Here is a 19,895-nt window from a genome sequence, read left to right as displayed (position 1 = left end):
AGCTTTGGCCCGGCGCATTCAGCCGCAAAATGAAGGAGGCGTCATGGTCAGACTCCTGAGTGCTTTGCCAGCAATTCGGCAAAACCTGGCATTACCGGGCTTATCGCTTCTGTATTTGTCACTGCTGTGTTTGCCTCTGCTGTGCTTAATAAGCGTCGCCCATGCCGCCGAAGAAAATGGCCGTGATTACGCCATCAATGCTGCCGTGTATCAGTGGTATGGCAAGTTGGATCAGGGGCAGATCCCAACCACGCTGACCAACGCCAATGCCGAGATCTCACTGCCGGAATATGCACAAAGCTCCGCTGGCGGCGCCCATCATCTGTTGTCGGTAACCCCCGAAGATAGCGACGAGAACCGCCACGACAGCCGTCAGCAACGGGTCGCAGTAACGCTGGAATTCCTGCCCCGCAGCAACAGCGGCGAGACCCGCGGGCATTATCTGGAGGCCGAGCTTGTGTTCGACAGCCAAACGCTGAAACTCAGCGCCCTTACCCCTCAGGTGCATGAAATTGACGACTTCGACTCCAACTACCGCAGCGCCAGCGAGACCAACCTCATCAAAGCACTGGTGTTTCGCTGGACTGAGCAGCTCGATAATCCGGAGACAATCACCCCGGTCACAAAGCAAATAGGCACACAGGGCTTTGTGGCGGCCGAGAAAGGTCCGGCGGACGCAGCAGGCTACCTCGGTTTTTTGCAGTCGCTGCACTACGTCAGGAGTCGGCGCGAAATCAAGAACTTCAACCTGCAACCCTCGGAGCAGCCCGGCATGTATCGGGTTGGATTTGAGTATCAATGGCGGGCGTGGAACGCCGAAGGGGAAGAAGAGCTGGCTCAGATTGAGGTGCAAATGACAGTGTTAATCGAGGATGGCGAGGCGCAGGCGCAGGAGTACCGCGAAACCTATCTGCCACCTGTGACCGACCTTGGCGCCGAAATCCGCTGTTAATTTTCAAAGGAGACCAAAGATGAAACTTCGCACTCTCATCCCCCTGGCAGCCGCACTGGGGCTGGCAAGTTCAGCCGCGCTCGCCGGGATGCCGGTACTCAAGGGCATAGGCGGCGATTTCAGTATGCAAAGCAGCAGAGGCGATACCGTCTCGCTGACCGACTTTCGTGGCAAGGTGGTCATGATGTTCTTCGGCTACACCAACTGCGCCGACATCTGCCCCACCACCATGGCCCATGTGAGCCAATTGATGCAGCGCATGCCCGATGATGAGCGCAGCCGGATCCAGGTGCTGTTTGTCAGTATCGACAGCGACTACGACACCCCGGCGCACCTGAACAAATACCTGAGCTACTTCGACCCAAGCTTTATCGGTCTGGTGGACGAGCGCGCCAAAACCGACCAAGTGGCAGCCCTGTACCACGCCGATTACAGCAAACTTGCCGACGATAAGGTGACCACCGAGTACAAAAAACTCAGCCTGGAAGCCAAGGACACCGGGGCTAAGGGGTATCTCTACTCCCACACCGCCAAGATTTTTGTGCTCGACCCCAAAGGGCGGGTCAGAGGCTTTTTCTACACCGGCACCCCGCTGGATGAAATGCAGACCGAACTTTCGGCGCTGCTTGCCGCCCCTGGCGCCTGATAACTTTTACAAACGGAGCTGATTATGTCTGTAAAGCTGACTATGCCTGCAAAACTGTTCAACCTTGGATGCCTCGCCGCCTTGCTGTTCACCACATCCGCCATGGCCGCCGATGTGATGGTGCATGACGCCTGGGTGCGTGCCATGCCGCCATCTGCGCGGGCTTTGCCGCTGTATCTCACCCTGCACAACGGCGCCGACACGCCAGTTGCGCTCATCGCCATCACCACTGCCGATGGTCGGGTTGAACTGCACCAAAGCGTGCATCAGGGCGACAGCATCAAAATGCAGCGGGTCGAGCAGATAGACATTGCGCCCCATGCCATGGTCAGCCTGGCGCCCATGGGGCTGCACGGCATGATTATGGCGATGTCACGGGTGCCCGCCGAGGGCGAATCCCTGCAGTTCACCGCCCACTTCGATGATGGCAGTGAACGTCAGATTGAAGCCAAAGTCATCAAGGGGCCTGCGGCAGATGCCTCAGGTGCAACCGGGCATGAGCATCATCACTGACACCAAACGGCAACCATTAAGGATGCCTGTGCTGCTATCGCGCTACAGGCGATCCAGATCAAGGAATCAAATCAAAATGTGACTTAGCTTGCCCAAAGGAAAAGATGCAAATAAAACCCTGCTTTACCAGATGAATACCCGTATCGCTTTATTTAATAGATACCCGATTCCACGGTGTGCAGCAGCGCAACTTTTCGCGAATCACCGGGGGAGCAAGATGATCACAGATACCAAAACCAGCCAAAGGATCCAGGCGCACCACCTGTTTTCTTCCTTCAACAGCCACGAGCTGGCAGTGCTGATGAGCAGCGCCAGCCGTATTCATCTGGCGCCGCAGCAACATCTGTTTCATCGCCAGGACGAGGCACGGCGCTTTTATCTGGTGATGGAAGGCAATCTGCAGTTGTACATTACCAGTAGCCAGGGGCAGCTCAAGGTGCTGGAGGTGGTTCGCCCCCTCAACACTTTTGCCGAAGCGCTGATATTCAACCAGCAGCCGTTTTATCCGGTGTCGGCTCAGGCGGTGCAGGGCTGCGAGCTAATCAGCTTCGATGCCGAAACCTATCTGGGGCTGCTGAAGCAAAACTCCGAAGCCTGCCTGGCGGTGATGGCGACCATGAGCATGCGTCTGCACAAGGATTTGCAGGAGATCGAAAACCTGACCCTGCAAAATGCCGAAAACCGACTGATGCTGTTTTTGGTGCGCCACAGCAAGCGCTCCGGCGCCAACAGCGGCGAGCTGACGCTGGATGTGCCCAAGCGAACGCTGGCGTCACGGCTATCGATTCAGCCGGAAACCTTCTCCCGGCTGATTAAAAAGATGAACAGCGAAGGCATCATCGAAGAGTCCAGAGGGCTTATCAATATTCCCGATCTGGCCAAGCTTTACGCCAATATTCAACAGCCTGCCAGCAGCAGTTGCGGTCGCTGCCCCATGGCGATGGCGAGGGAGCCCAGACGCCAAAGCACCATTCCCACCAAGGCCGAATGACTCAGTTGGCGCTGGTTTTACAACCTTCGATAAGGGTTTGAAAATGAGCGCCAAGGTCTTGCTGGGCAAAAGATTCTGCCTGAGTGGCCATGGCGGCGAGGCTCCTGGAAGCGCCCTCCAGTCCTTGCTCTTCAATCAACACCTTGGCATAGGCGGCCATATCGGCACCCTTTTGCAGCAAGCTGGCAGCGCTATCGAAACTGAATTCCTGCGACATCAGGTTTTCAAGCTCAGCCAGAAGCTCAGCTACCTTGGCAGACTCAGCCAGCGCGCCTTCTACGGTGGCGAGTTCCCCAAGTGGGTCTTTCGCCAGTCGGTCGGCCACACAGGCGGCCACTGAACCTGCCTGAGCGCTGCTCGCCACCGCCTCCAGCCCCTGGGTACGAATTTGCTCAACCGCCTGTTTTATTTCCACATCCTTGTTAAGCCAGGCCTGCTCGAGTGCCGCTTTTTCATCGCCACCGAACCAGCCACAGCCCGACAATGCCAGAGCCGCTGCGGCGGCAGTCATTAGCTGATATTTCATGTTTCATCCTTTGTTGCTGACAGTCAGTTGGTATTGCCAATCAGTGTTTCAGATCCCCATTAAACGGGGATGAAACTGAAAAGGCACTGAACAATCGCAAAATTCCCTCCCTGCGATGGCGGTAAGGCCTATGCTTTGGTAAGCTTGCGCCCCCGCGTAAAGACTGGCCTTTGCAGCGGGCACTTTTCCTGCCAGCAAGAGTACACTGCATGAGTTTTGCCTCTCTGGGACTGTCGGCTCCCATCCTCAAAGCCCTCGATCATAAGGGCTATAAAACCCCCTCTCCCATTCAGGCGCAGGCAATTCCTGTGGTACTGAAAGGACGGGACCTGCTTGCCGCAGCCCAAACCGGTACCGGCAAGACCGCCGGCTTTACCCTGCCCTTGCTGGAATTACTGTCTCAAACCCAAAAGGCCGGCCCCAAGCAGGTTCGGGCACTTATTCTGACGCCAACCCGCGAACTGGCCGCACAAATCGGTGAAAATATCCACGCATACAGCAAGTTTTTGCCACTCAAGAGCACAGTGGTATTCGGTGGCGTGGGCATTGGTCCGCAGATCACCACCCTGCGCCGCGGTGTAGACATTCTGGTGGCCACCCCCGGACGCTTGCTCGACCTGCACCAGCAAGGTGTGGTGAGCTTTTCCGGGCTGGATATTCTGGTGCTGGATGAAGCCGACCGCATGCTGGACATGGGCTTTATTCACGACATTCGCCGCATCCTCAAGCTGCTGCCAGCCAAGCGTCAGAACCTGCTGTTCTCTGCCACCTTTTCGGAAGAAATCCGCACCCTGGCCCACGGACTGCTGCACAACCCAGCCGAGGTATCTGTTACGCCGAAAAACAGTGCCGCCGAAACCGTCAAGCAGTGGATTGTGCCGGTGGACAAAACCAAGAAGCCGGCACTGCTGGCCGAGCTGACCCGCTTCTATCACTGGCAGCAGGTGCTGGTATTTTGCCGCACCAAGCACGGCGCCAACCGTCTGGTACGCCAAATGGACGCCGAAGGCATTAAGGCCGCCGCCATTCACGGCAACAAGAGCCAGAACGCCCGCACCCAGGCGCTGGCCGACTTTAAGCGCGGCGCCATTCGGATGCTGATTGCCACCGACATCGCCGCCCGTGGTATCGACATTAACGAACTGCCCAACGTAGTGAACTTCGAACTGCCCCACGTGCCGGAAGACTATGTACACCGCATTGGCCGTACCGGCCGCGCCGGTGCCAGCGGTGAAGCCGCATCACTGGTATCCAGTGAAGAAGCCAAGCAATTAAGGGATATCGAACGACTGATCAAGCAGTCGCTGCCGCGCAAAGAGTTTGTCGGTTTTGAGCCGGTTCACGGCCTGCCAGCCAGCGAAAATCAGGGTAAATCCAAGCCAGGCAATAAGCAGGGTGGCAAGCCCGGCAATAACAGCCAGGGCCGTAAACCTCAGGGCCAGGGCCGCAATGCTCAGCCCAAGCAACGTCAGGGCAGCCGGGCTCAGGAAGAGCGCAACCAGCAGGACAGAAGCCACTCCCGCAGCGAACAGCCACGCCGCGAAAGAGCCGGTAACGACCAGGCTCGCACTGACCATCCGCGAAGTGACAGGCCGCGCACTGATAAGCCCCGCAGCGATCGCCCCCGTGCAGAGCATGGCCGCAGCGACAAAGCTCGTAATGACAGTTCCCGTAATGACAGTTCCCGCAGCGACAGCAACCGTCAAAGCGGCGCTCGCAATGACCGCGCGAAGACAGACAGAGCTGCCAACAGCAAACCCCGCAGCGGCAATCGCGCTCAAGGCCAGCACCCACAAGGCCAGCAGCGCCCGCGCAGCAATGCCAAAGGTGGCGATCGCAATCAGGGCTAATCTTGCCCGGCGAGACCATAAAAAAACCGGCCATTGGCCGGTTTTTTGTTTGAGACAAGCGTCACCGAGGCGGCTTGTTATAACTGGCAGAGCCTGTCGTCACATAACTCAGCACCTGAATCGGCTGACATGCCAGATTCTGAAGCCTCACGGTGATTGAACTGCCGTGCCAGCAGGGTCTCTTGCATCAGCAGAGCGCCTATCGCCTTACCGAGCTTCATATCTTCCAGCGGCCCCAGATGTTGCATCCTCTGCCGCCCGTCCGCATCCAGCAGCACCAGAGTCGGCGTGCCCTGAAATCCCCAGCGGGCCATGGTCTCGGGAATGCGTCCCGCCGGACGGTCGATAGCGATGGGAAACCTGAGCCGATACTCATGCACAAAGGCCTGCAGCGCCTCAGGCCCCATGACACCGTGATGCTCAAACACCGAGTGCAGCCCTATAATGGCAATGTCATCACCGAAGGTACTCGCCACCCGGGCAAGTTGCGGCAGACCATGGCTGATGCAGGCGGGACACAGCATCTGAAAGACGTAAATCAGCAGTGGCTTGCCACGAAAGTCCTCAAGGCTTAAGGGTTTTGGCGTATTCAGCCAGCCACTGACAGCAAGCTCTGGCGCCAGCGGAAATTCGATGTGCGACATAAAAGGCTCCTTAATGATTCACCTTGCCCGGCAGACTCAGGTCGCCAGAGGCCACATCGAACACATCCACCACGCAAAACAGCGGCGCATGCAGATTGGCGCTGACTCTAAGCCCCGACGTCACCCCATCAAAACTGGCGGACGTCACAACATCGATATTGTCGAACGGCACCTTCACCTCGACTCTGTCGCCGCTCAGCAGCGGGTCAAAGCCGGGGCTGTCGATATACAGGGGCAAACCGGGCCAGGTCTTGGGCAGCTTGGGGCGCGCTCCTTCGGGTATATCCTTCACCTTGAGCTTGCCGGGGCCGCACGCGTCATCGGCTACCAATACCACCCAATGGCTGTGCCACAGGTCGCCATCATTGTCGGTATTGTTATCGCCGTTTTCATCAAACAGCGGCGTATCGTCAAAGTCCGGGTGGCTCGCCACCGCCAGCGCCAGAATGCCAGCCCCGGCGTCAAAGCCCACTTCACCACTGTCGATACTGGTGGGCCACACATAGGCAAAGGCCGAAGCGCCCGCGAGCTTGCCACCGGCCTTGGGAATAAGGCTACCGGCCTCCCCCTCCACGCCCATGTGGAAAGTTGCCACATTGCCCTTGGTGGTGATTTTGGCATGCACTATGTCAAAGGTGGATTCTATCGCCTTATCGGTTTTGGCCTGAATGCCGCCCTGATGAGCGCCGTGGCCGATGGCGGCTGCACTGAACAGCAAACCTGACAGGGTTGCAATGGCGAGTTGTGACGGTTTCATTGTGGATCTCCTTAATTGTTTTGAGTCGAAACAATTAAAACCAAAATGATCCAGTCTTGTCAACATAGTTTCGAGGCGATACAATTATTTCATGACGTCAGAAACCATCCAGATCCAGCAGTTGCTGGAACGCATTGCGGCGCTGCTGCGCGGCGAAAGGCGAAACAAATTAGTCGAGTTGGGGCTGCTTCCGGTGCAGTTCGATGCCCTGTGCTATCTGGGAGAGTGCAACCGCTACTCGGACACCCTGATGGCTCTGTGTGAATACCTGGGCCAGACCAAGGGCACTGTGTCGCAAACGCTGAAGGTATTGGAGAAAAAGGGGCTGATTGAGCGCCAGGCCGATGCCAAAGACAAGCGGGTGGTGCACCTCAAACCTTCAGACGTCGGATTGGCATTACTCAGTGAACTGACCCAGTCTCCCCTGCTTTGTGCTTTGCACGCAGAGCATGGAGTCGACACCCGGCTGCAAGGCGCCCTCACTGAGCTGTTAAAGCAGCTGCAACAGGCCAATGGTGGCCGCGCCTTCGGTGTGTGCCGCCAGTGCCGCTACAACCAAAGCCCAACAGAAGGGCATTTCCAATGCGGTCTGACCGGTGATGCTCTGTCTGAGGCGGATACCCGGCTTATCTGCCGTGAATATGAAGGTATTGATTAGCAAGTAAAAACCGGCATTACGCCGGTTTTACTGGAACAGTACAAACTCAGTCGTTCGCCGCATAGGCCAGCAGACCATCGTGCATCAGCGCTGCCGTGCCTTCGCCGAAGCGATCGTAAAACTGCCTGAATCTGTCGTCTGCAAGGTACATGGCCGCCAGCATGGGAAGCCGCGCCCTGGGGCACTCGCCATTGGCACTGAGCCACCGATGCTGACGCTGCATCAGCGCCTGCACCTTGTCAGATCCAGGCGTCTCGCCCAATAAACCGGCAAGCGCCCTGGCAATGGCCTCACCTTCTGCGTCCAGCACCGCCTTTTGCGATGGCGTCAGTCCATCCCTGCCGCTGCCACCTTTGGCAACTGCTTCCTCACCCCACTTTGCTACCGCTTCTTTACGCAGGGCTTCTTCGCTGCGCGCCTTGTCACTGAAGTCACTGAAAAGCGCCGTTGCTGCATGTTTATCTGTCATCCAAGACTCCTGCGGCCCGTTCTCGAGCCTGTCGATGGTCAATGCCAGCATGCCCCGAAGTTTTTCAAAGTGGGCGATGCGGCCGCCAAGCTGTTGATATTGGCCTTTAAGGCAAGCGAGCATCTGTTGATCTGAACTGTGCTCAGGGCTGTTCTCAGAGCTATGCATCAACGCTTTGATATCGGCGAGTTTGAGCCCAAGCTCCCGATACATCAGGATTTGCTGCAGCCGGATTAGCTCTTTGTCGCCATACAGCCTGTAACCGCCCGCGCTGCGACCACTGGGGCACAATATCCCTGTTTCATCATAGTGATGCAGGGTTCGCACACTCACCCCGGCCAATCTGGCCAGCTCACTGACACTGTACAGCGCCACAGGCTCTCCTTAAAAACCGTCCATACATCCGCGCCCTAACTGGACACAACAGCAAGTCTTGGGCCTCACGTAACGTGAGACGCAAGCAAAATTTTACCCTGTTTACGGGATTTGTTGATTCAGCCTGGCAAAATAGCCCAAAGGCCTGCCACCAAGGCGCTTCAGGGGTACAATGGGGCAACCTCATTCAACACCAAGATGGAGCCTGCGGTGCATCCAACCAAAATTACTTTTTTTGAGCGGTTCGAGCCGATTATTCTCTCTGGCGACAAGACCATCACCATCCGCGATGAAGCCGAGAGCCACTACGTCCCCGGCACCCGGGTAGCGGTGCACACACTGGAAACAGACCGCTGGTTTTGTGATATCGACATTATCTCGGTCACGCCGGTGAACTTCGATGAACTGACCGAGGAACATGCCCGCCAGGAGTATCTGACGCTGGATAAGCTAAAGCCGCTTATTCGCGAGATTTATCCCGGCATTGAATCGCTGTATGTGATTGAATACCGCCTCGCCTGACCTAGCGCGGCTGCGCCTGACTATCTTCGACTAAGCCGAAAAGCAAAAAGGCAAGGGAAGCCCTTGCCTTTGCCTGCCGCTTGAGAATCACTGAAACTTCAGCGGAACGACTCCCGCTCGGGGGATGCGCTTATCTTATGAATGGCGAGGTCAGCGCCTATGTATTCCTGCTCCTCATCGAGGCGAATGCCGGTGAGCTTTTTCAGCGTGCCGTAAACTACAAGGCCGCCGAGCAGCGCCACCGCAATCCCCATCAGGGTACCAACCACCTGAGTCGCCAGCGATACACCGCCGGCACCGCCCAGCGCCTCCAGACCAAAAACCCCCGCCGCTATACCGCCCCAGGCACCACAGAGGCCATGCAGCGGCCACACCCCAAGCACATCATCAATCTTCCAGCGGTTTTGGGTGGCAGTAAACAGCCACACAAACAGGGCGCCAGCCACAGCGCCCACCACCAGGCTGCCGAGGGGATGCATGATGTCAGAGCCAGCGCACACCGCCACCAGGCCCGCCAGCGGGCCGTTATGAATAAAGCCGGGGTCGTTGCGGCCAAACAGCATGGCGGTTAGAGTGCCGCCCACCATGGCCATCAGCGAGTTAAGCGCCACCAGTCCGGAAATGCCTTCCACTTTTTGCGCGCTCATCACGTTAAAACCAAACCACCCCACAATCAAAATCCAGGCCCCCAGTGCCAGAAAAGGGATGCTGGACGGCGGGAAGGCGGTCATCAAACCGTCTTTGTGATAGCGCCCCTTGCGGGCACCCAGCATCAGCACCGCGGCAAGGCCAATCCAGCCCCCCACCGCGTGCACCACCACTGACCCTGCGAAGTCATGGAATGGCGCGCCAAACCACTGACTCAGGCTGTCCTGTACGCCGTAGTTGTTGTTCCAAATCATGCCTTCAAACAGTGGGTACACAAAGCCCACCAGCAAAAAGGTCGCCAGCAGTTGCGGTTTGAATCTGGCCCGCTCGGCAATGCCGCCGGACACAATGGCTGGAATCGCCGCGGCAAAGGTCAGCAGGAAGAAGAACTTCACCATTTCATAGCCGTTATCCACTGACAATTCAGACACAGGCGCATAAAAATTCACCCCGTAGGCAATGCCGTAGCCAATAAAGAAGTACGCCATGGCTGACACACAGAAGTCGGTGAGAATTTTCACCAGCGCATTGACCTGATTTTTACGCCGCACCGTACCCAGCTCCAAAAACGCAAACCCGGCGTGCATGGCCAAAATCATGATGGCCCCCAGCAGAATAAACAGCACATCTGTGCCCGCTTTCAATGACTCCACCTTGTATCCCCCAAAGTCGGGCACCAATTGATGCCAAAATGTTAATGAGTAGCAGAATTCAAAAAGCAGGCCAGACTGGCAGCGCCTTATGCCTTGGGGCATCAGCGCCGCCCGCGCGCCATTGCAGTGCAGCCACGCGCAAATAAAGTGCATAAAAAATCACTTGGTAGCGCACTCAATTGGTGCCTGCGCACCAAAAGCGTGCACCAATTAAGTGCACAATCCGCAACGGCCAGCGGCTGACGCACGGTCGCTGCCGCGAACAAGGATTGACCTTCTGGGCTAAATCTGTGACAAACAAAGCTGATATCAACATAAGGAATGTGAATGAAACTCGACATTTATCAGGTGGATGCTTTTGCCGAGCGGGTATTTGAAGGCAACCCTGCCGCCGTGTGCCCTCTGCAGCAGTGGCTGGACGATGCCCTGCTGCAACAAATAGCAGCCGAGAACAACCTGTCCGAGACCGCATTTTTCATCCCTGTAGCCGACGGCTTTGCCCTGCGTTGGTTCACCCCCGGGGAAGAGGTTGACCTGTGCGGCCATGCCACCCTCGCCGCGGCCCATGTGATATTTACCCATTTGGGCTGGCAACCCGACTCAGTGGCTTTTTTTACCCGCAGCGGCACACTCAGGGTGGCACGCACCCAGCATGGGTACCGACTCGACTTCCCTGCCACCATGCCCACCGCCTGTGAGGTGCCTGCAGCGCTGCTTCGCGGCCTGAATGCTGAGCCTTTAGAGGTGCTGGCGGGGTTCGATTACCTCATTCGGGTAAAGGATGAAGCCACCCTCAAGAATCTTACGCCCACGCTGTCGCACTGGCTGAACCTGCCCCTCAGAGGCGTGGTAGTCACAGCGCCCGGAGATGAAGTGGACTTTGTCAGCCGCTGCTTTTTTCCGGCGCTCAAGGTGGATGAAGATCCGGTCACAGGCTCGGCCCACTGCGAGCTTGCGCCATACTGGGCTGCGCGGCTCGGTAAGCACGAGCTTATCGGCAGGCAAATATCGTCACGCCCCGGCACTGTGATGTGCCATTTGCAGGGCGAACGGGTAAGCCTGGAAGGTAAGGCCGCCGATTATCTGGTGGGGCAAATCCACATTTAGCCGGACAACACATCAAGAAATTAGAACATAACCCAATAATATAAAAGGAATAACCCATGAACCCTGCCCGTTACCTGCTTTGCATTGCCGCTGCTGCCTTTGTGCTGCTGAGCCCCGAGGGGCGCGCCGACAACCTGGCCACCATAGAAACCAATATGGGGGAAATGACCTTTGAGTTCTTCCCGAGCGAGGCGCCCAAAACCGTGGCCAACTTCCAGCGGCTGGCCGCCAGTGGCTGGTACAACGGCAAGCCATTTTATCGGGTAGTAAAGGGCCATGTGATCCAGGCGGGCAGCCTGGATGAAAACATCGAGCCCATGGTGGAGGCGGAATTCAACAGCCATCCCCATATCAAGGGCACACTTGGATTGGCCAGGGATGAAGACCCCAATTCAGGCTCCACCGAATTTTACATCTGCCATGAAGCTAGGCCCCATCTTGATGGCCGCTACACAGTGTTTGGGCAACTGGTTGAAGGTCAAGCCGTTCTGGATGCTATCGCCAATGTGGAAGTCATTGAAAAATATTACGATGATGACAAAAAAATTGCCTTCCATGAGCCAAAAACACCGGTCATCATCAAGGCCATTCGACTGCACTGAGCCCACAGCTTCAAAGACTCAATTGAAAGGGAAACTTAAGTGACAGATCAGTTCAAATACGCATTCTGGCTGCTGTTGCTGCTCACCCCAGGGCTTGCCAGCGCCATCACCGCCGACGAGCTGGTTGCTGCGGCCCGTGAGCGCACCCAACATCAGGTGCGCTACGATGGCAGCTACCACCGCATTCCCTACCCCATGGGCGACGTGCCGGCCGATATCGGTGTTTGCACCGATGTGGTCATTCGCAGCTATCGTGCCCTGGGGCTGGATTTGCAGGCATTGGTGCACCAAGACATCAAGGCCCACTTCAGCCAATACCCATCCAAACGAATTTGGGGTTTATCCAAGCCAGACAGCAACATAGATCACCGGCGGGTGCCCAATCTGCAAACCTTTTTCAGCCGCCATGGTGAGCAACTTAAAGTAAGCGACAAGGGCGAAGACTACCAACCCGGCGATCTGGTGACCTGGACGGTAACAGGCCACAGGCCCCATATCGGCATAGTCACCGACAAGCGCTCGGAAGATGGCAAGCGGCCGCTGATAGTGCACAACATAGGTCAGGGCCCGGTGCTGGAAGACATGCTGTTCGACTACCCCATCACAGGTCGCTTCCGCTTTTTGCCCCAAAAGGCTCAAGTGCAGTAAGGGCTGCGGCCAATACTCCCCCTCTGGCATGGCCATGCAGCCTGGCACATGGCCTTCACATCGCCTTGCGCTTGCAGCTCAATCCATGCACACTGCCTCCAAGAAGCCAAGGTTGCAGCAGGGATGTACATGAATTCCTTTGACTTATTTTCATCGTGGCAACCTTTGCAAGACATTTCATTAACTGGCCCGCGCTCTGCGAGCCCATGCTTTGAAACAGTGAAGGATCGCTATGAAGCTGTTAGTTGCCATTCTGTTTATCGTTACCCTGTTTGTCGTTTTCTCCCGTTGGCGCCAACGCCAACGCCTTAAAGACGGTGACACCGACGCCATCATCAAAGCTGCCATGCGCCTGATGGGACAAAACAAATACGACGAACTCGCCGCCCTGTTGCAGGACAAAGCCGAACAAGGCAATGGCATAGCCGCACAAATGCTGGCTGAGCTATACAGCCTGGAAGAGTTCGGCATGCTCGATGACGCCAAGGCCCGTCACTGGTACGCCAAAGCCGCCGAGCTGGACCCGCTCCTTGCCGTCAAACAACGCACCTTACTGAGCTTTAATGCACACCCGGTATTGGGTGGCGATAAGCAGCAGTTGGAGTCGCTGCTGCGTCCCGGTGCCGAGGCCGGTGATGTGGATTTGCAGACCCAGTTGGGCGCCATGTATTTCGACAATCCACTTACCGACCCAGATGGCAGCAAAGCCCTGTATTGGCTGAAAAAAGCCGCTGAAAAAGGTCACGCCCAAGCCCACTTCAAACTGGGCAGATACTATCAATCAGCAGAGCATGGCAACGACGCCGCCAAGGCTCGGGAGCAGTTTGAACTGGCAAGCGCCGGCGGCGATAGCAGCGCCAAGCGGGAGCTCGCCTGGTTACTGTTGCAAAACGAGCATAACCGCGATGACATTCGCCGGGGCGCCGCCCTGCTCGAAGAGCTGGCAGTGGACGACCAATACACCCGGGTAGAGCTGGGGATGATGTACCTGAACGGCAACCTGCTTGCGCGGGATCTGCACAAGGCGGAGGTATTGCTGCGCCAGGCCATGGAGGACGACAGCGATAACCTCAGTGCCGCCTTCACCCTGGCCGAGCTGTTGCTGCTGCATAAGCACAGCAACGACGCCCACTCCGAAGCCGTGGCAATATTGACGCCGATGGCCGAGGATTGGTGGACCCACGCCCAGTTCTTGCTGGCACAGGCCTACGAGCGGGGTTTGGGAGTACGCCGCCACCTGCCTACCGCCTGGCAATATTACAAATTGGCGGCCACCGACCATGCCCCCGAGCATGTGCAGGCGCTGGAAGACTTAACCAAACGCCTGGGACAGTACGAAAAAACTGAGGCCGAAAGCAGCTATCAGGACTTCTTGAACCGCTTCCCCATCAGCCAAAGTGCCCAGGCCGATATGGATCAGAACCATGCCATACGCCTGCTGCAGGACGGCGAGCAGGGTAAGCGTGACCCGGACCGGGCTATAGAACTGCTGGAACGGGCGGTGCTCGGCGGTAACACCTTTGCCCTCGATATGCTCTATGAAACCTGCCTAGAGCAGGGGCATAAAGTGGATGCCGCTGTATGGGCCAAGCTGATGACTGAAATCCATGGTTTTCTGCTCAGTAGCGGCAAGGCTGAGGCCACCCTGCACTCACTGAAGCAGGCATTCACTGAAACCGAAGCGGCGCTGTATGAAGTTCGGCTGGCGTCACGTCGCAAAGCGCTCACTGAAACGGCATAACCGACAAACCAGCCGCCCGAGCCTCGAATAAGAAAGGCCTTCCATAAAAAAGCTGCCCATAAAAAAAGCTGCCCCAGGCAGCTTTTTTTGGTTTGCAGCATAGTCAATAACAGTGTTCAGTGACCAAAGGCCGGTGACACACAGGTTTTCACCTTATAGCTGTAGCGGGCATCCCCGGCCTCATGATCGAGGATTTCAAGGATTTCGTAGTCGTTCAATTCCACCACCTTGCTGCCATCCTCGTGCTCGCAGCGGGAACGGCTATCGGCCTCATAGTGGTAGATAAAATATTCCAGCATCGACTGCCTGAAGCTGTGGTAGCGCGAGGCTCTGGCACGCATTTCCTGCACCGGCATCGATGCCAACGAGCGCCGTTCACCATTTGTGGACAAATGAATACCGAATTCCGCATCCGGCGTATTCACGTCATCAACCAATGCCTCATCAAGCAGGGCCTCATCAGCCCCGAGTTCGAGCGCAGTGGCTGCAATCACTTCGCTTTGGTCAGCATCTGTCTGCTTAAGCGGCAATTCTTCTACCAGCTCTTTTTCCGCCTCCATAAAGCCATCATACAGCTTGGACGTTAAGGTACCTGAGTCCGAGCCCACGCCGGTGAAGGCGCCAAACATCAACAGTTGCACCAGCAGCGCAATACTCCAAAACCAACGTACCAAGGCGGTGGTAAACACAAAACGATAATGGGGAGGATGCCAAAGAGCATGAATACCAAAGGGTTTAAGCAGTAGCAGCAGTAGCAGATAAAAGGGCATGGCAACTTGTGCGAGTAGCAGCATCATCACGGAGGTCATAAAAAACCAGCCGGGTAAACTCAGCAAAATCGCAAAGTTATGGCTGTATGGCAGGCTTGCGGCCGAGACGCCGGTCACCTCATTCACCATGCCCGCAGCATTCCCCAACGCAAAGTTAGCCACCACCGCATAAAACAGCAGGATCACTGCCTTGCCGGGCAGACTGTGCCATACATGCAAAAAACGTGGCCAGAATTCACTGGCAAGGGCCGCGAGTACCATCAGGGTTAACACCGCCGTAAACCAAGGCCCCAGATCCAGCATCAACACCATTTCGCCTATCAGCAGCAAGGTCGCCACAAAATAGCTGCGCTGGGCAAAGTTCAGGCTGTGCCATAGCTGGCGAAAACCCACCAGCATGCGGGTAATAGGGCTGCGAGCCGGCCGACGGAAAACCGAATTGATGCTGTCACGAAAGCGGTTCAGTGGTGCAGGTAATTCCATGATTCTATTTGGCTATTCCATAAGGCCTGAAAACTCCGCCCCAAGATACCTTAAAGGCGGTTGTTGCACCAGAGTGAACACACAGGGACCATCACCGCCGCCCCAGAACACGGTAGAGTTCTCCCTGCTTTACCTTCGCCGGAGCACCTTGCAGGGTGCCGTCAGCCTGCCACTGGCGCAGCAGGGTTTTCACCACAGCCGCGCTCTGGCTTGCCGTCATCCCCGGCGCCAAATCGGGGTGGTACAACAGCTTTATCAGCACCCAGTCCAGCGGTGTTAACAGGTCGTCCGGGGTTCGGTCGTTGAAAATAGATGGGAACACCGCCACGCTGTCGTTGGGCAGGCCCATGATCTGGGTGATTTCTTCCACCACACAGGACACCAGCTTGCCCTGCATCCTGGCCTGATCTACCGGAATAAATACCTGCGCTTTGGTTATCACGCCCCCCGGCGCACTGTAATTGGCAAGACACACGGCGCCATGCAGGTTTGCTGCGGCCCTGGCGCCGAGACGGTCAGTCACCAGTGTCTGCCAGTCCCGTTGGCGGGTAAGAAAAATCTCCAATCTGGCCTCAGCGACGGGGGCCTTGGTAAAGCGTCGGCCACTGATGTCGCCAAGCTGGCTAAGGTGCATCTCGATTAACGAAACAGCCTGAGGATCCTGGTATCCTTCATGGATATGGAATTTGATCTCCCCCGGCCAACGTGACAGCACAAAGCTGCCGGCTTCATATTCCCGCCCATGCACCACGGCGATAAAGGCATTGGCGATAAAGGCAGTATCGAGGTGATTGCTATCGTTTGAGCGCAGCGGCGCAGCCAGGCTCTGGCCCGCCAACAGCAAGGCCCCGAGTGCGGTTGCAAGGTAGTTCAAACCGCGGCTAAACACCAACCCAAAGTTTGCGCGGCCGGGGCAGGCGCTGATTGGCATATCTTGCGGGCACTGGGCTCGACTCATGTTATATCCCATTGATTCACAGTATTATTTACTCAGTCACTGACCAGGCTTTCGGCCTAACCCGTGTTTACAAGCTGATGCCGTACGCCTGCTCTGTTAAAAGTATCGCACCCTGCTAGAATAGCGGCACGCCAATGCGCCGACCAAGGGCCAGTTACCTCGCCCCACAACGCTAAACTGGCAGGCAAAACAAGGATGTGACCATGAACGAGCAGTATCAATATCAGCAACGCGAGGTGCCGTCGCGCCCTCATAAGGCCTTTCGCATCGGAGAAGGCAAAATCAGCGGTTACGCCAGCGTGTTTCTGGGCGCGCTGTCGCTGCTGGCAGTGCTTGCCTACCTGTACCCATCTTACCTGACCACCACCGAGCTTCGAGCGGTTTATGACGCCAAAGAGCTGCAGCAGGTGCTGAAATACGGCATGTATTTTTCACTGTTTTTTGGCTTGCTGACCTTTGTGCTTGGAGGCTATCGCCGTCTGGGGATAACGGGTATCACCTTGACCAGCATCGCATTTCTGCTTGGCGGCTGGCAAATTCCTGTTGGGCCTGTGGCACCAAAGCCGCTGTCCCTCGGCGTTGACTGGCTTATCCTTGCATTTCTTGGCTCTGTGTTTATTTTTATGACCCTCGAGAAACTGCTGCCAAGGTACAGGGATCAGGTGATCCTGCGACCCGGCTGGGGGCTAGATCTGTGGTACTTTGTGTTTAACCATCTGGCGATTTCCGCCATCCTGCTTTACGCCAACTACCATGTGAGCCACTTCCACTGGGCTGTGAGTGACGATGTGCAGGCCTGGGTTCAGGCACTGCCGCTGTGGGTGCAGGTGGTGGCCATTATCCTCGCCGCCGACTTTGTGCTCTATTGGGAACACAGGCTGTTTCACGAAGTGGGCTTTTTGTGGCCCATTCATGCGGTGCATCACTCGGTAGAAGATCTCGACTGGCTGGCAGGCTCCCGCGGCCATTTTATTCAGATGTTCTCTGAGCGCGCCATGGTGATGGTGCCCCTGTATCTGCTTGGCCCCGACAAGGCTGCGTTGGATATCTATGTGGCCTTCGCCGCCCTGCAGGCGGTGCTTATCCATTGCAACACCAGGCTGCATTTTGGGCCGCTTAAATATCTGTTGGTGACCCCCTGGTTCCATCACTGGCATCACAGCTCAGAAAAACCGGCGATAGATACCAACTACGGCGCCCACACGCCAATTTACGACTGGCTGTTTGGTACTTTGCATGTGCCATCCAAGCATTGGCCCGCCCACTACGGCACCACCAAGCCGCTGCCCCGTTCTTTCTTAGGCCAGCTGTGGTACCCCTTTGGCTGCTGGCTCAAGCGCCGCAGCGCCGGCAGCTGACCCAGGCTGGAAGCCGTAACCACAACGGAAACAAAAACGCCCGACTCAAGGTTCGGGCGTTTTGTTTGCATGACCAGAAGAGGCTGCGGGAGTTAACCGCGTCTTCTGCTACGGCGGCGCATCCGGCCTTCGATGTCGTTCTTCACTTCCTTGGGCTGAGTCTCTTTGGGCTTGTCAGCGCTCACTTCTGCCAGTTCTGGCTCGGCGGCGTCTTCTGCCTGGGCAGCGCCCGGGCCAGCCTCGGATTCAGACAGGAAGCGGATCTCATCCTTCTTCTCGCCCTTGAATACCGACTTGAAGATGCTGGTGACGGCCTGCAACTTGGCAAGGGGCTCGCCCTTATCGTTCTTGCCGTCCTCATCGCCTTCTGGCTGTTCGCTGAACTTCGCCTTGTTATCGGCCTTGTTATCGGCCTGCTTATCGGCACTGGCTAAGGGCTCTGCATCGGCAGGCAGCTCAGCCTTGGGCACTTCGGCCAGAGGTGCAGGCTTGGCATCGCCGCTGGCTGCGCCAAACTCTTCCGGGCTGAAACCAAACAGCAGCTTGTCCATGCCCGCTGGCGGCCTGCTGGCCACAGGGTCGAGGGACTGGGAGCGCTGGGTTAATTCAGCAAAGAAATCATTGGGGTCAGCCTTGGTGGCAACCGGGTCGAGCGACACTGCCGCTGCTTTGGCAGGTGCTGCAACAGGATCAAGGGGCGCAGCGACTGGATCAACTGGTGCGGCAATCGGATCAACTGGCGCTGCAATCGGATCAACTGGCGCTATCGGGTCCAACTGGGCTGGCTTGGCCGCAACTGGGTCGATATCCAGCGGCGGTGCAATCTTGCTGATGGCAGCAGGTTTGGCAGCCACGGGATCCAAGGCGACAGTTTCCGCCGCGGCAGGCTTGCTGGCTACCGCATCCTGCACCACCTGCAGCTTGGGCTCAGGCTTAGGCTCTGGCTTGAGTTCAGGCTCAGGCTTAATCTCCGCCTGAATATCCTCCACAGGCTCAAGCTGGGCCACCAGCTCTTGGGCGGCATCAGGGGTAACAGAAGTAGCCACCGGGTCGCCGACCAGTTCCAGCTCAGCCTTGGCTGGCGCTGCAGGGAGGACTGGCTCCAGCTCGATTGTTTCGGGCTCAATTGTCTCAGGCTCAATGACTTCGAGTTCAATTGTCTCGGACTCGATTGGCGCAGAAACAACTGCCTCTGGCTCAGCAAGCTCTGCCACAGCGTCTGGTTCAACAAGCTCGGCCACAACTTCTGGCTCTGCGGCAGGTGGCTCGATATCGAATTCAATGGCCGCAGGCTGGGACAGCTTAAGCGCCTCGGCGGCGTCTTTGGCGGCACTGGCCAAGGGGTCCTTTTGTACTGTCTTGGGCTCAGCTAAAGCCGGCGCCGGGATAACAGGCGCGGCGGCCGCTTTTACTGCCACAGGGTCGAGGGCGAGTCCAAGGCTGGCTGCGGTGTTCAGCACGGCCTGAGGCGCGGCCGGTGCCGAAGCCAGGTCCTTTTCGCGCTCAAGCAGGCGCTGATCGAACTCGGCGGTGACTTCTTCCATTTCCACCTTGGCCATACTGACGGCATAAACCAAATCTTCCAGCACCTTCTGGTAGCCCTGATAGGTGGACTCAATGCCGCCAATGCCCTGCTTTACTTCGTCGCTTAGCTTATTGGTGAGGCGCTTGTAGATATTGATTTCCTGTTCAAGCTCATAGAGATAAGTCTTGGTGTACTTAATAGACTCATCCATGGCGCCGAAGGTGTGCTGCAGCTCGGTGCGCTTGGTGTTAAACCCGTCAATCAGCTCTTTGGGAATTTTGGCAGGCGACTCAACCGCAGGCACACGGCCAACAAACTCGGCAATGTGACTCACCGGCAGCCACTGGCTGAAGGTGGGATGCCAGCCATAGCTATTGGGTTTGTCCTGTAAATAGGCGATAGCCTCAGCTTCGGTTAATGGCCCTGTGAGTTCGCCATCCTGGGATAGAAACCATTTTTTCATCGTCATTATTCTTATTCGCCGTTAACTGTTATCAGG

At 56.7% G+C, this 19,895-nt stretch carries 20 protein-coding genes; 12 read left to right on the top strand and 8 right to left on the bottom strand.

What is annotated here, in order from left to right; all coding sequences use genetic code 11:
• The first annotated feature begins 43 nt into the window (after positions 1 to 43).
• From MJ923_RS11460 to MJ923_RS11445, 4 genes are all read left to right on the top strand, one after another.
• A complete protein-coding gene (locus MJ923_RS11460; protein ID WP_240591199.1) occupies positions 44 to 952 on the top strand; it encodes a hypothetical protein in 909 nt (302 codons plus the stop codon).
• Positions 953 to 971: 19 nt separating this feature from the next.
• Positions 972 to 1,598 (top strand): SCO family protein, encoded by a 627-nt coding sequence (locus tag MJ923_RS11455; protein ID WP_240591198.1) that lies wholly within the window; start codon positions 972 to 974, stop codon positions 1,596 to 1,598.
• A 24-nt stretch (positions 1,599 to 1,622) separates the two neighbouring features.
• A complete protein-coding gene (locus MJ923_RS11450) occupies positions 1,623 to 2,111 on the top strand; it encodes a copper chaperone PCu(A)C (RefSeq protein ID WP_240591197.1) in 489 nt (162 codons plus the stop codon).
• A 217-nt stretch (positions 2,112 to 2,328) separates the two neighbouring features.
• Positions 2,329 to 3,102 (top strand): Crp/Fnr family transcriptional regulator, encoded by a 774-nt coding sequence (locus MJ923_RS11445; RefSeq protein ID WP_240591196.1) that lies wholly within the window; start codon positions 2,329 to 2,331, stop codon positions 3,100 to 3,102.
• Position 3,103: 1 nt separating this feature from the next.
• Here MJ923_RS11445 and MJ923_RS11440 read toward each other — a convergent pair whose 3' ends face one another.
• Positions 3,104 to 3,628 (bottom strand): hypothetical protein, encoded by a 525-nt coding sequence (locus MJ923_RS11440; protein ID WP_240591195.1) that lies wholly within the window; start codon positions 3,626 to 3,628, stop codon positions 3,104 to 3,106.
• 209 nt (positions 3,629 to 3,837) lie between these two features.
• On the opposite strand from MJ923_RS11440, the gene MJ923_RS11435 reads away from it, so the two are divergent.
• Positions 3,838 to 5,478 carry a DEAD/DEAH box helicase gene (locus MJ923_RS11435; RefSeq protein ID WP_240591194.1) on the top strand — a complete coding sequence of 547 codons (1,641 nt, stop codon included), beginning with the start codon at positions 3,838 to 3,840 and terminating at the stop codon, positions 5,476 to 5,478.
• 77 nt (positions 5,479 to 5,555) lie between these two features.
• On the opposite strand, the gene MJ923_RS11430 is transcribed toward MJ923_RS11435, so the two are convergent.
• Together MJ923_RS11430 and MJ923_RS11425 are read right to left on the bottom strand one after the other, a co-directional pair.
• Positions 5,556 to 6,122 carry a peroxiredoxin family protein gene (locus MJ923_RS11430; protein WP_240591193.1) on the bottom strand — a complete coding sequence of 189 codons (567 nt, stop codon included), beginning with the start codon at positions 6,120 to 6,122 and terminating at the stop codon, positions 5,556 to 5,558.
• Between the two features lie 10 nt (positions 6,123 to 6,132).
• The gene (locus MJ923_RS11425) at positions 6,133 to 6,879 is read right to left on the bottom strand and encodes a hypothetical protein (protein ID WP_240591192.1); all 747 of its coding nucleotides are present in this window, start codon (positions 6,877 to 6,879) and stop codon (positions 6,133 to 6,135) included.
• A gap of 91 nt (positions 6,880 to 6,970) precedes the next feature.
• On the opposite strand from MJ923_RS11425, the gene MJ923_RS11420 reads away from it, so the two are divergent.
• The gene (locus MJ923_RS11420) at positions 6,971 to 7,537 is read left to right on the top strand and encodes a MarR family winged helix-turn-helix transcriptional regulator (RefSeq protein ID WP_240591191.1); all 567 of its coding nucleotides are present in this window, start codon (positions 6,971 to 6,973) and stop codon (positions 7,535 to 7,537) included.
• A 46-nt stretch (positions 7,538 to 7,583) separates the two neighbouring features.
• Here MJ923_RS11420 and MJ923_RS11415 read toward each other — a convergent pair whose 3' ends face one another.
• Positions 7,584 to 8,381, bottom strand: coding sequence for a MerR family transcriptional regulator (locus tag MJ923_RS11415; protein WP_240591190.1), 798 nt, complete (start codon positions 8,379 to 8,381; stop codon positions 7,584 to 7,586).
• A gap of 210 nt (positions 8,382 to 8,591) precedes the next feature.
• On the opposite strand from MJ923_RS11415, the gene yqfB reads away from it, so the two are divergent.
• Entirely contained in the window at positions 8,592 to 8,903 is a 312-nt protein-coding gene (gene yqfB / locus MJ923_RS11410) for a N(4)-acetylcytidine aminohydrolase (RefSeq protein ID WP_240591189.1), read from the top strand.
• Positions 8,904 to 9,001: 98 nt separating this feature from the next.
• Here yqfB and MJ923_RS11405 read toward each other — a convergent pair whose 3' ends face one another.
• Complete coding sequence (locus MJ923_RS11405) at positions 9,002 to 10,204, bottom strand: ammonium transporter (protein ID WP_338092232.1); 1,203 nt, start codon at positions 10,202 to 10,204, stop codon at positions 9,002 to 9,004.
• A gap of 327 nt (positions 10,205 to 10,531) precedes the next feature.
• On the opposite strand from MJ923_RS11405, the gene MJ923_RS11400 reads away from it, so the two are divergent.
• The 4 genes from MJ923_RS11400 to MJ923_RS11385 all read left to right on the top strand — a co-directional run bounded on the left by MJ923_RS11400 (position 10,532) and on the right by MJ923_RS11385 (position 14,302).
• A complete protein-coding gene (locus MJ923_RS11400) occupies positions 10,532 to 11,311 on the top strand; it encodes a PhzF family phenazine biosynthesis protein (RefSeq protein ID WP_240591188.1) in 780 nt (259 codons plus the stop codon).
• Positions 11,312 to 11,367: 56 nt separating this feature from the next.
• Positions 11,368 to 11,913 carry a peptidylprolyl isomerase gene (locus MJ923_RS11395; RefSeq protein WP_240591187.1) on the top strand — a complete coding sequence of 182 codons (546 nt, stop codon included), beginning with the start codon at positions 11,368 to 11,370 and terminating at the stop codon, positions 11,911 to 11,913.
• A gap of 39 nt (positions 11,914 to 11,952) precedes the next feature.
• A complete protein-coding gene (locus MJ923_RS11390; protein ID WP_420854435.1) occupies positions 11,953 to 12,561 on the top strand; it encodes a DUF1287 domain-containing protein in 609 nt (202 codons plus the stop codon).
• 232 nt (positions 12,562 to 12,793) lie between these two features.
• Positions 12,794 to 14,302 (top strand): SEL1-like repeat protein, encoded by a 1,509-nt coding sequence (locus MJ923_RS11385; protein ID WP_240591186.1) that lies wholly within the window; start codon positions 12,794 to 12,796, stop codon positions 14,300 to 14,302.
• 116 nt (positions 14,303 to 14,418) lie between these two features.
• Here the strand turns inward: MJ923_RS11385 and MJ923_RS11380 are convergent, their stop codons facing one another.
• Together MJ923_RS11380 and MJ923_RS11375 are read right to left on the bottom strand one after the other, a co-directional pair.
• Positions 14,419 to 15,555: a hypothetical protein gene (locus MJ923_RS11380; RefSeq protein WP_240591185.1), complete on the bottom strand. Its 1,137-nt coding sequence runs from the start codon at positions 15,553 to 15,555 to the stop codon at positions 14,419 to 14,421.
• Between the two features lie 91 nt (positions 15,556 to 15,646).
• Entirely contained in the window at positions 15,647 to 16,513 is an 867-nt protein-coding gene (locus MJ923_RS11375) for a DUF2927 domain-containing protein (protein ID WP_240591184.1), read from the bottom strand.
• Between the two features lie 203 nt (positions 16,514 to 16,716).
• Between MJ923_RS11375 and MJ923_RS11370 the strand changes: the two genes are divergently transcribed.
• On the top strand, positions 16,717 to 17,871 hold the full coding sequence (locus MJ923_RS11370) for a sterol desaturase family protein (RefSeq protein ID WP_240591183.1): 1,155 nt from the start codon (positions 16,717 to 16,719) through the stop codon (positions 17,869 to 17,871).
• 92 nt (positions 17,872 to 17,963) lie between these two features.
• Here the strand turns inward: MJ923_RS11370 and MJ923_RS11365 are convergent, their stop codons facing one another.
• Positions 17,964 to 19,859 carry a GYF domain-containing protein gene (locus MJ923_RS11365; protein WP_240591182.1) on the bottom strand — a complete coding sequence of 632 codons (1,896 nt, stop codon included), beginning with the start codon at positions 19,857 to 19,859 and terminating at the stop codon, positions 17,964 to 17,966.
• Positions 19,860 to 19,895 lie beyond the last annotated feature (36 nt).

Origin of the sequence: Shewanella zhuhaiensis, assembly GCF_022484835.1 — a bacterium.
GTDB classification, from domain to species: Bacteria; Pseudomonadota; Gammaproteobacteria; order Enterobacterales; family Shewanellaceae; genus Shewanella; species Shewanella khirikhana.
This window is presented reverse-complemented; position numbering and strand designations above follow the sequence as displayed.

Excerpts from the sequence above, each read along its gene's own strand:
- MJ923_RS11460 (WP_240591199.1), top strand. The coding sequence starts at position 44 with ATGGTCAGACTCCTGAGTGCTTTGCCAGCAATTCGGCAAAACCTGGCA.
- MJ923_RS11380 (WP_240591185.1), bottom strand. The coding sequence starts at position 15,555 with ATGGAATTACCTGCACCACTGAACCGCTTTCGTGACAGCATCAATTCG.
- MJ923_RS11455 (WP_240591198.1), top strand. The coding sequence starts at position 972 with ATGAAACTTCGCACTCTCATCCCCCTGGCAGCCGCACTGGGGCTGGCA.
- MJ923_RS11400 (WP_240591188.1), top strand. The coding sequence starts at position 10,532 with ATGAAACTCGACATTTATCAGGTGGATGCTTTTGCCGAGCGGGTATTT.
- MJ923_RS11450 (WP_240591197.1), top strand. The coding sequence starts at position 1,623 with ATGTCTGTAAAGCTGACTATGCCTGCAAAACTGTTCAACCTTGGATGC.
- MJ923_RS11420 (WP_240591191.1), top strand. The coding sequence starts at position 6,971 with ATGACGTCAGAAACCATCCAGATCCAGCAGTTGCTGGAACGCATTGCG.
- MJ923_RS11385 (WP_240591186.1), top strand. The coding sequence starts at position 12,794 with ATGAAGCTGTTAGTTGCCATTCTGTTTATCGTTACCCTGTTTGTCGTT.
- MJ923_RS11370 (WP_240591183.1), top strand. The coding sequence starts at position 16,717 with ATGAACGAGCAGTATCAATATCAGCAACGCGAGGTGCCGTCGCGCCCT.
- MJ923_RS11425 (WP_240591192.1), bottom strand. The coding sequence starts at position 6,879 with ATGAAACCGTCACAACTCGCCATTGCAACCCTGTCAGGTTTGCTGTTC.
- MJ923_RS11375 (WP_240591184.1), bottom strand. The coding sequence starts at position 16,513 with ATGAGTCGAGCCCAGTGCCCGCAAGATATGCCAATCAGCGCCTGCCCC.
- MJ923_RS11435 (WP_240591194.1), top strand. The coding sequence starts at position 3,838 with ATGAGTTTTGCCTCTCTGGGACTGTCGGCTCCCATCCTCAAAGCCCTC.
- MJ923_RS11365 (WP_240591182.1), bottom strand. The coding sequence starts at position 19,859 with ATGAAAAAATGGTTTCTATCCCAGGATGGCGAACTCACAGGGCCATTA.
- MJ923_RS11430 (WP_240591193.1), bottom strand. The coding sequence starts at position 6,122 with ATGTCGCACATCGAATTTCCGCTGGCGCCAGAGCTTGCTGTCAGTGGC.
- MJ923_RS11395 (WP_240591187.1), top strand. The coding sequence starts at position 11,368 with ATGAACCCTGCCCGTTACCTGCTTTGCATTGCCGCTGCTGCCTTTGTG.
- MJ923_RS11445 (WP_240591196.1), top strand. The coding sequence starts at position 2,329 with ATGATCACAGATACCAAAACCAGCCAAAGGATCCAGGCGCACCACCTG.
- MJ923_RS11440 (WP_240591195.1), bottom strand. The coding sequence starts at position 3,628 with ATGAAATATCAGCTAATGACTGCCGCCGCAGCGGCTCTGGCATTGTCG.